We start from the raw sequence: 9,047 nt of genomic DNA, 5'->3' as shown, positions 1-9,047 counted from the left end.
TATCCGCTGCTTGCTTATGCGTATAGCCTTTTTCATTGACTAATTTGGCTGCATCTTGTTTAAATTCTATCGTGTATTTGGGTCGTTTATGTTTATGTTGTTCGCTCATTATTCACCTCTGTCGACATTATAAATCTGTCTTTAGAAGTGTCCGGTATTATTAAACCATTTCATTATACAGCTCCTTGGCTATTGAATCCACCATCTTGTATTGGACTTTGGCATTTTGATCCGCCTTGCGAGTAACTTGCTTTATGAGAGCTTTAATTTTAGGATCATGAGGTCCGAGATGTTCAAGCTGAAGCCTGAGATGTTCAAGCCGCCCGCGGAGAAATTGACGTTGGTTTCGCAACCTCCAGAGAGTCTGTCTCTTCTTCATGGCTCGGTACCAAAGCCACTACTTGGTCTCGCGAGCTCGCCGCAATATAACAGTAAGGCCTCCAGTCCCGCCACCATGAGCAGATCCCACTAGCCTAATACCTGCTTGTCCGGTGATCTCTAACTTTAGCTGTAGTTCATCCACTTGATAATCGCCAATCGAGGCTGGCAGCGAAGGTAACACTTCAGTTAAACTATCCATAAATGTGGAAAGGTTCTTTGCTAATGATTCGGTGCTGGTCTTAAACACGAATGCACTCACACCAGATAATATTCTCTTTTCGTCAGAAGCATCTTGGGGTGCATAAATGGATACGTCGATATCGTGCTTTGTATGCTTAGTCATAATATAAAGATAAGAAATAAAAGGATAATAAATTCAATGCACTTTGAAGTGCATTCAAATTTTAGATATTAAGATTCTCGGAAGGGTTTGTCAACCGTGTATGTTGGGAGTAAATTAAATGTCCGGTTTTGTAGCACATAAACTGTCCGGTTTCAGGGTACCTAAAGCTGTAAGGCAATGGGATGGACTCCTCCCACCTATCGGCATCAGAGTGCCAGCCTGATATGCTTAGCATATTAGACAACAGCGGAGGAGTCCGAGATGAATATTAAACGTATAGGTATAGACTTGGCAAAACATGTTTTTCAACTGCACGGTGTGGATAGTCACGAACAACCCGTGCTGCGTAAAAAGCTCAAACGTGAGCACAGGTTGAGCTATTTTCGCGACCTGTCACCTTGTCTGATTGGCATGGAGGCATGCAACAGCGCCCATTACTGGGCACGCGAACTACAAAAGCTTGGACATACAGTCAAGATGATTGCGCCGCAATTCGTTAAGCCCTATGTCAAAGCCAACAAAAATGACGCTAACGATGCCGAAGCAGTTTGTGAGGCGCTATCACGCCCCAGCATGCGCTTTGTTGCCGTTAAAACCGTAGCCCTGAGCGTGACGGGGTATGTACCCCGTCACCATTGTTACCTGTATGATAATGATGTTGTTTCACATAACTCGGTAAGGCGCAATCTATAGGGCGCAATAGGCGAGCCGTATTGCGCCGTATGTTTGGGCTTCGTTGTGACGCAATACACTGTCGCTATTGCGCCCTACACACTAACTTAAAGAATAATCATAAAGCCAAGTTCCTCGTCGTAATTGAGTCGGCAAATAATTTCATGTTTATTTCTAAGCAACAGGTGTATCTGCCGATTCGTGCAGTTACCCCGTTTTATCCAGATAACTTTTGGCGGATGACCGTGCAATAAATTTTTATCATAAAAATCCGAGTCTTTGCTTACCAAAATAAAGCCATTCGCTTTGGCATAACACCACACTTCATCATCGGTTTTACCGCCTAAACCAACTCTATCAACATGGACGGAGTCAGGAAAAATATCCGCCAAAAGATTGACCAGCTTGGGCGATAAGTTTTCATCAAACAACAGTTTCATTAATCCACTACTAATAACTGCTTTTCCCTGTCTGCGGCATAGGCTAAACAGGCTTGAATGTCTTCTTTTGTTAAGTAGTCAAAATCATCCAAAATCTCTTCTTGCGTCATACCCGATGCCAAATAATCGAGAATATCGTAAACCGTTATTCGCAGACCTCGAATGCAAGGTTTGCCACTGCGCTTACCGGATTCCAGGGTGATGATGTTTTTATAGTTGTTCATGCTAATTACTCACAAAGTAATGTCGATATTTTAATTGAAAGCTATAAAGCTGTAAGGCGGATTCGCCGTTAGGCAATCCGCCATAATCAAAGTCGATGATACTGAATGCTTATCTGAACTTTCCAAATAGCTTGGCGGTTTGCTCGGCAACTGCTCCTGCGTTGCCCTACCTCCTGCATCCATGCAGTTGTGGCGCGAAACCGCCCTACGAATTTTTTTCATATAAAAATTCAGGGTCCTCTTGAGCGGGACGGGATATGTATCTTGTCCCAAAAGTTTCAAAGATACAGCGGTTGTAATAACGTTCGAGGCAAATTGAATAATCCCGCCACGTCTTATAGCATGAATAGTGTGTAAAACGCACCCTACGCTACTCGTAACGAAAGGCTCGATAGCTATTATTGTGCCGTATTGTAAGCTTCAGTTATGGTGCAATATTCTTCCGCTATTGTCGTTTTTACCGATTAAAAATGGAGTGTAACCGTTCGGCTGTGCTATCGTGAATTTCCACCTGTTCAAATAATTTTGCCGGATAAAGATAATCTTCGCCTGTGTCGTCAATAATGCGTATCATGCCATGTGCATCAACATCACCTATCACTTCGTAAAGCCGCCCAATAGTTAAATCATCCGCCGAAAAGTCACCGAAGGGGGTGTTTTCCATACACACTACGAATTTCATAACCACCTCTTTATTTTCATTTTAACCTTGCCAATACCATGCGCTTAGGCGATATCCAAGAATGGATATACCCGAATGGCGCAGGATTTTTGTTCATTTTCAAGGCGTAAAAAGGGGCGCATAGCGAGCTATGTAACCCTTTTTACAACGCAGAAAATGGACAAAAAGACCAGCAAGTCGGGTATATTCTTCGCAGGAAATCGCCTTAATACCAATGAATTTCGGCTTTTGCCATTGCGCCATCGTGTAATTCCACCGTTGCCAACCTTTTTTTCTTACGCCAATTCCTGTGACCATAACGTTGCTTCAATTGTGCAATTTCCCGAATGCCATGACCTTCTGCAATGGTTTCAATTGCGAGTATCTCGCCGATAATTTTTATCGTTTTCGACATAACCGGATTGTAAAGCAATCGCTGTGGGTAATCCAAAATAATAACGTCAGGGTGGGCAAGTTTGTTTGCTCTACGTTCTTACAGCAGCAAAACTGGAGACTCATCTTGGCTAATAAATGGCAATGTACCATATAAAATCAATGGAAATCAGGATGCTGCTAAAGGATCGATCAACTCCAATCCGTCAATCCATTGAAAATCACCGGTGTTATGGGTAACCAGCGGTAACCGATGAATCAACGCCGTGGCAGCAATAATGGTATCCGCCAGTCCCATGCTTCGTTGGCGACTTAGTCGAATAGCGCGATCAATAATTTCAGATGAAATGGCAATAACATGAAGCGCATCGAAAAACAGGGCGAATCGATCATATTCAGCATCGCTATTTCGCCAGTAACCCATGACTTCCAAGCGGTTTATATTCGACACGGATAGTCGCCTTGTAGTAAAAAGCTTTCCAAACTTGATTCACGACATTTTGGTTCAAAGGCGTAAATTACAATATTACTGTCAAGGATCATCTATTATCTTCACGTCCGGGCAACGCTCGGTCTATACGTTGCTCACGCTGCCATTCCAACGGATCACCATATTTTTCGGCAATACTCGCCAGCAACTCTGGCGGTGTTGCACGTAAAATACTGACTAACCGCGCACCATTTCCCCGTGTTTCTGCCACAGGGGTTGTTTCCGGAAGCTCTTCCAATTCATTAGCATCATCAGCCACTAATACCACTCGCATTCGTTTAAATCTGGGAACCTCACCAAGCCACTTAATGCGGCCATGATCGTAAATCGCCTCATAACTTTTCAACATTGTTATGTCTCCTAAGAAAAAATATAAACTTTTTAGCCAAAGAAATTTTTCATCTGTAAAACAAAACCTAAGAGCAACGGTTCGCCGGAAATTTCGCTTGGGTTTTCCAACTCCTGAACTTTGCTGTTTTGTTGGTAGATATAAACTTTTTTGTCTTGTACGTCAATCAGCCAACCCAGCGCCGCGCCGTTTTCGATATATTCCTCCATTTTGGCTTGCAAATTTTTGAGCGAATCGGACTCGGAGCGGATTTCAACGACAAAATCAGGGCAAATCGGCGCAAATTTTTTACGTAAGTCGGCGGGAACAGCAAGCCATTTTTCGAGTTTTATCCACGATAAATCCGGCGAACGCTTGGCGCCGTTGGGTAAAATAAAACCGGTGGAAGAGTCAAAACCTTTGCCTGTACCGTCTGCTCTTGCCCAAATTGCAAAGTCTGCGCTTAGCTCAAAATTTATTCCGCCGGTTTCGCTTCCTGTAGGTGACATGATGGTAATTTCTCCAAACTGGTCCATTTCAATCCGCAAATCCCGGTGCCGTTGACAAAAATAAAAAAAATCATCGTCATCCATTGGTTTCAGCAGGTTGCCGAAATCGATTTCGAGCGGTTCTGGAGGATAAATCAAAAGCGTCGAACTTCTTTTTTTAGCGGCGGTTGTTGTAATCATCTTAGCCTCTTTACGTTTGAGTTATGATTCTAGCAAATTTTGGACATTTATAGTGCGTAGGTTTGGCAATAGTTGTAAACCAACTTGGCTATATGGCACGTTTATAACACTCCCTCGGCTGAATTGTTGGTGACAGTAAAAGAATTTCCTAGTATCTGAAAATCGTTAGTTACTTGCCGCTGTAATTTATGTCTAATGGTTTCAAAATAGCGCACGGTTTCTTCCGCATATAATTTTTCGCCACAGTGCAAACAAACTTCCGCTGATACATTTAGAATAGCGGTATGTTTTCCACCGCGTACAATTTTTTCCACTTCTTTTGTTTCTAATTCGCCACCGCAAACAGGGCATTTTGTAAAAGGCATCCTATTTTTCTCTCTTTCCACAATCCAACGCTCAGGATTCGGACGGTACACCGTAATCAATGCGACCCATTGATTATTTTCGTTATAAGCCCATACGCTATGGATAGGTTCCCCGCTAAAACTTTGTCCATAAATCAGGCGGCTAGGATAAGGCTTATCTGCAAAATAGGTTTCAATAATTTCGCCGTGTAAAACCGAAAAGTATATTTCATCGAAAGTTAAATTATCCGCTTACGTCTCTTCATCAGCATGATTAGTGACAAGTAGGGCGGGCAGGTTTTGTGGCCCCTACCCGATTTATGCGATGTCTAGTCGGCGCTCTAGTCTCTCTATTCGCTCCAACAACCTGTCGTATCGAACGTGCTGCTAAGCTGCCATTCCAGTAAGATGTCCAATTTGCTGAATAATCGTGGCCTGTCCAGCTTCCAGGGTGTTGACGCGTGATTTAATTTCACGCACGTCATCTTTTATGGATCCCATATCCACTCTGATAGCTCGTAGATGCTCAAGTACTAAGTTCTCAATATTGTCGGTCATGTTGTTATTCCTTATAGTACGGGATGAGGCAGGAATCCTAACAAAAGTTGAGGTCTTTGGCGATATAAGCCTGAATTGCTTCCAAATCCTCTAAGCCGGTTCTGTCCACACACCCTCATTGCCCAAGAGCCGTCTTTTGGCGTCTTCATTCGATAGAATACGGCCTTCATCAACAGCTTTCAGTCCTTTTTCAATTTTCTGTTTGACATAAAGCTCATACATGGTGTCATCTCAGGTTGCCTGGTCAGGTACATGATTAATAATCTGTTTTGCGGCTTGTTTAGCGGTTTGCATATTTTTTCCTCTGAGAGCCTTCAGGAATTACACCTCACTATTCACAATACACTGTTTTCGATAGGTGCAGCATAAGGTGTCGTGTCTAATTTACCCAATTTCATCTGCAAAACATTGTGCGCATTATTAAGCGTTTCCTTTACCCTAATGTTCTACAATTAAAAATGTAATCCCTTGTTGATTGAGTGTTTTAATCGTTTCCAGGTTTTGCTGCCAAGTATTCGGTGCAAGCCCTGCACCGGGTTCATCCAGCATTATCATAAGCGGTTGCTGCATCAGCGCCATGCCTAAAGCCAACTGTTGCTTTTCACCGCCGCTCAGATGAAAGGGAGTCCGGCTTTTCAGTGTCGCCAGTTGCGGCAGTTTTTCAAACACGGCATTCATGCGCTTTTTCAACTCGGTTTGGTTGTGTAAATGGGTGGCGGCTATTTCCAAATTTTCAGTTACGCTCAATTGATCAAAGGTGTTGTTTTTCTGAGGCACATACACCAGTCCTTTCTGGATGAGTTCGTAGGGTTTGGCGTGGGTTATGTCCTTAGACACGAACTGCACGAATTTACAAGAGTTTTCTTCGTTCGGATTATCCCACTTGGGAACTAATCCGTAAATGGCTTTTAGCAACGTCGATTTGCCGGAACCGTTGCCGCCGATGAGCAATACAATCTCGCCGCGTTTCACCTCAAACGACACATCGTACAATACCTGCCGTTTGAGGTGATTCACGCTTAATATTATGTCATTATCGGAAACAGGCATGGGTATGGTGTTGATTTAACTAAATAGTTGTGCAAATTGGTGAAATACACTGTTTGTTCATCATTGCCGGTTTATTAAATCTCCTCTCCCTAGCCCTCTCCAGCAGGAGAGGGAATGAAGCTACCGACAATGAAGTGCGGTGTGTATAAGTGTCAAAAATAGCCGTCGGCGGCTTGTCGGCTGTCTTGCAGTTGGGCAAAGGTGTCGAATTGGGTCAGTATGCCGCCGTCCAGAAACAAAAAACACTCCCCGGCCACGTCGATAAAATCGGTGTTGTGTTCTATCATCAAAATAGTTTTGCCTTGTTGTTGCAGACGTTTTATCAAAAGTGTGATTTGTTCCAGATTGTGCGTACTGATACCTGCCACAGGTTCATCCAACAAGAGCAATTCCGTTTCGTTTGCTACGCAACAGGCCAGGTTCAATAATTTTTGCTGTCCGAAGCTAATTTCATGCCCTAATGAATCTTTTACATCCTGTAAAAAATAATCGGCAAGGATTTTGTCGGCTTTATTTTCTAAATGCTGTAAATCCTTTTTGAAAACGGAAGCGGGCATCAATGCGTATAACCAGTTGTCGGTAGGATTATCTCGCATTGCCAACAACACATTTTCTTTGACCCTTAGTTTAGAGATTGAGCGTAAGTCTTGAAAGGTCCTGCCTATACCTGTTCTATTTATTAGATAAGGTTCAGTATGGGTGATGTTTTGCTGTTTGAAAACTATGTTTCCTGAGTGCAGTCTATGAAAGCCGCTAATGAGATTGAACAAGGTCGTTTTGCCTGAACCGTTCGCACCCATCATTGCGTAGATTTTGCCCTTTTCCACGTCAAAGGACAGGTTTTTGAAGAGTTGCTTTTCCGGCGAAAATCCGAAGGTGACATTTTGTAACTGAAGCAGCATTTTAATGATAACAAAAAATGAGGTGTATGCCTGGTAGTTTAAGAATTGCTTTTTGCCAAAAGTTATTTATAATTTGCGTTTTAACAAGCCTTTTACATCTCTTATAGACTATTGGATTCAAATACAGTAGTCATCCAGCGATTACTTGAAAATACGCTGTGACATGCAACGGAAAAAGGATTAGAACCATCAATTAAAAATAGGTGCCGCACTGGAAACGAACTCCCTTATACGGGTTGACGATTGCTGCCACTTCCCGCTACGCAGCAGTTGCTCACGGTTAAACTGTGGCTTCCCGAGCATCCTGACTAGACGCTGTTCCCGGAGTGGATCTCTGGATAGGGGCAAGGCATCAAGCACCTGTTCGGCAGCGGACGGATTATTGCACACTAATAACATGTCGCAGCCCGTTTCCTGGGCGAGCCGTGCGCGTTCTGGAAAACCTCCCACTGACGCAGCCCCCTCCATGCTTAAGTCATCGCTAAATACAGCGCCATTAAACCCTAATTCCTTGCGTAAGATTTGCTGTATCCAGAATGGCGAAAATCCGGCTGGATTAGGGTCAATATTTCTGTAAACCACATGGGCAGGCATAATGCCTTCCAGCCCTTCAGCTATCAGCGTTTTGAAGGGCTGCAAGTCTTTTGCGCGAATACTGCCTAAATCCCGTTCATCGTATGGCAAAGTCAGGTGCGAATCCAATGCCACGGCTCCGTGACCCGGAAAATGTTTCCCAGTCGCCGCCATACCCGCAGCATTCATGCCTTTCCTGAATGCGCCCGCCAACGCCGTCGCCGTTCCGCACTCTGTAGAAAAAGACCGGTTGCCGATGACATCACTGATACCGCAATCAATATCCAGTACAGGCGCAAAACTGAAATCAACCCCTACCGACAGGAGTTCTGCCGCCATTAGCCAGCCAGCCATTTCCGCCAGTTCCGGCGCATCAGCATAACAGCAGGCAGGAGGCAGCCGCGTAAAACCATTTCGAAAACGCTGCACCCTGCCCCCTTCCTGGTCTACGGCTATCAAAATATTCCCGCTCCGAGCTTTACGGATACTGTCGACAAGCAGGGTGATTTGTATTGGATCTTGGTAATTACGGGAAAAAAGAATAACAGCGCCGGTATTAGGATGATTAATCACTTCTTTTTCATGTTCAGTCAGCGCTAATCCAGCCACATCCAACATAATCGGGCCGATGGGATAGTCAGTAGTCATGGTGTGTTAGCTTGGGCATTTGTTTCTTAGTCAGTTTTTGTGTCACCACGAAGGACACTAAGATCACGAAGGGCCTGTTAATGTTGAAGCTGCTTTTGTGAAAGGGTTGCTAACCTGCATTCGACCCAGCAAAACTGACCGTATCAACAATCTTCGTGTCCTTCGTGGCGAATACGGCCTTATACTAATGTATCTGCTGTATGATTGCAGCTAAAAGATAGCCATTTGCTATAAGATAAAGGTTGAAAAAGCTTTTAGCATTCCGATGACCGCTAAATATTTCATGGTTAGTTTCACTTTGTCAGATTACATGAACACTATTTTACAAAATCGTCATTCCGGTATGGATTG

The 9,047-nt window shown here is 43.7% G+C and carries 14 protein-coding genes and 2 pseudogenes; 1 reads left to right on the top strand and 15 read right to left on the bottom strand.

Annotated elements, in window-relative coordinates:
• Positions 1-397 precede the first annotated feature (397 nt).
• Entirely contained in the window at positions 398-724 is a 327-nt protein-coding gene (locus ACLQ6D_RS11090; RefSeq protein WP_411727343.1) for a hypothetical protein, read from the bottom strand.
• A 261-nt stretch (positions 725-985) separates the two neighbouring features.
• Between ACLQ6D_RS11090 and ACLQ6D_RS11085 the strand changes: the two are divergent.
• Positions 986-1,321: pseudogene (locus tag ACLQ6D_RS11085) on the top strand (IS110 family transposase); the annotation flags it as partial.
• Positions 1,322-1,503: 182 nt separating this feature from the next.
• On the opposite strand, the gene ACLQ6D_RS11080 reads toward ACLQ6D_RS11085, so the two are convergent.
• The 14 genes and pseudogenes from ACLQ6D_RS11080 to nagZ all read right to left on the bottom strand — a co-directional run bounded on the left by ACLQ6D_RS11080 (position 1,504) and on the right by nagZ (position 8,696).
• Positions 1,504-1,836, bottom strand: coding sequence for a DUF5615 family PIN-like protein (locus tag ACLQ6D_RS11080; RefSeq protein WP_411727342.1), 333 nt, complete (start codon positions 1,834-1,836; stop codon positions 1,504-1,506).
• Positions 1,836-2,060 carry a DUF433 domain-containing protein gene (locus ACLQ6D_RS11075; protein ID WP_411727341.1) on the bottom strand — a complete coding sequence of 75 codons (225 nt, stop codon included), beginning with the start codon at positions 2,058-2,060 and terminating at the stop codon, positions 1,836-1,838. The genes ACLQ6D_RS11080 and ACLQ6D_RS11075 overlap by 1 nt, the downstream gene beginning before the upstream one ends.
• Positions 2,061-2,517: 457 nt before the next feature.
• A complete protein-coding gene (locus ACLQ6D_RS11070) occupies positions 2,518-2,742 on the bottom strand; it encodes a hypothetical protein (protein WP_411727340.1) in 225 nt (74 codons plus the stop codon).
• Positions 2,743-2,947: 205 nt separating this feature from the next.
• Positions 2,948-3,136, bottom strand: a complete 189-nt coding sequence (locus ACLQ6D_RS11065) for a hypothetical protein (protein WP_411727339.1) — start codon at positions 3,134-3,136, stop codon at positions 2,948-2,950.
• 147 nt (positions 3,137-3,283) lie between these two features.
• Positions 3,284-3,565: a type II toxin-antitoxin system VapC family toxin gene (locus tag ACLQ6D_RS11060; RefSeq protein WP_411727338.1), complete on the bottom strand. Its 282-nt coding sequence runs from the start codon at positions 3,563-3,565 to the stop codon at positions 3,284-3,286.
• An 88-nt stretch (positions 3,566-3,653) separates the two neighbouring features.
• Positions 3,654-3,953 (bottom strand): hypothetical protein, encoded by a 300-nt coding sequence (locus ACLQ6D_RS11055; protein ID WP_411727337.1) that lies wholly within the window; start codon positions 3,951-3,953, stop codon positions 3,654-3,656.
• A gap of 32 nt (positions 3,954-3,985) precedes the next feature.
• Complete coding sequence (locus tag ACLQ6D_RS11050; RefSeq protein WP_411727336.1) at positions 3,986-4,621, bottom strand: Uma2 family endonuclease; 636 nt, start codon at positions 4,619-4,621, stop codon at positions 3,986-3,988.
• Between the two features lie 101 nt (positions 4,622-4,722).
• A complete protein-coding gene (locus ACLQ6D_RS11045) occupies positions 4,723-5,007 on the bottom strand; it encodes a YgiT-type zinc finger protein (RefSeq protein ID WP_411727335.1) in 285 nt (94 codons plus the stop codon).
• A gap of 33 nt (positions 5,008-5,040) precedes the next feature.
• A pseudogene (locus tag ACLQ6D_RS11040) lies at positions 5,041-5,202 on the bottom strand (DUF4258 domain-containing protein); the annotation flags it as partial.
• Positions 5,203-5,352: 150 nt separating this feature from the next.
• Complete coding sequence (locus ACLQ6D_RS11035; RefSeq protein WP_411727334.1) at positions 5,353-5,523, bottom strand: hypothetical protein; 171 nt, start codon at positions 5,521-5,523, stop codon at positions 5,353-5,355.
• A gap of 90 nt (positions 5,524-5,613) precedes the next feature.
• Positions 5,614-5,745: a hypothetical protein gene (locus tag ACLQ6D_RS11030; protein ID WP_411727333.1), complete on the bottom strand. Its 132-nt coding sequence runs from the start codon at positions 5,743-5,745 to the stop codon at positions 5,614-5,616.
• Between the two features lie 216 nt (positions 5,746-5,961).
• Positions 5,962-6,573, bottom strand: a complete 612-nt coding sequence (locus ACLQ6D_RS11025) for an ABC transporter ATP-binding protein (protein WP_411727332.1) — start codon at positions 6,571-6,573, stop codon at positions 5,962-5,964.
• Between the two features lie 152 nt (positions 6,574-6,725).
• Positions 6,726-7,475: an ATP-binding cassette domain-containing protein gene (locus ACLQ6D_RS11020; RefSeq protein ID WP_411727331.1), complete on the bottom strand. Its 750-nt coding sequence runs from the start codon at positions 7,473-7,475 to the stop codon at positions 6,726-6,728.
• Between the two features lie 189 nt (positions 7,476-7,664).
• Entirely contained in the window at positions 7,665-8,696 is a 1,032-nt protein-coding gene (gene nagZ / locus ACLQ6D_RS11015; RefSeq protein ID WP_411727330.1) for a beta-N-acetylhexosaminidase, read from the bottom strand.
• Positions 8,697-9,047: the final 351 nt, after the last annotated feature.

Origin of the sequence: Methyloglobulus sp., from assembly GCF_046714055.1 — a bacterium.
Lineage (GTDB): Bacteria > Pseudomonadota > Gammaproteobacteria > Methylococcales > Methylomonadaceae > Methyloglobulus.
This window is presented reverse-complemented; position numbering and strand designations above follow the sequence as displayed.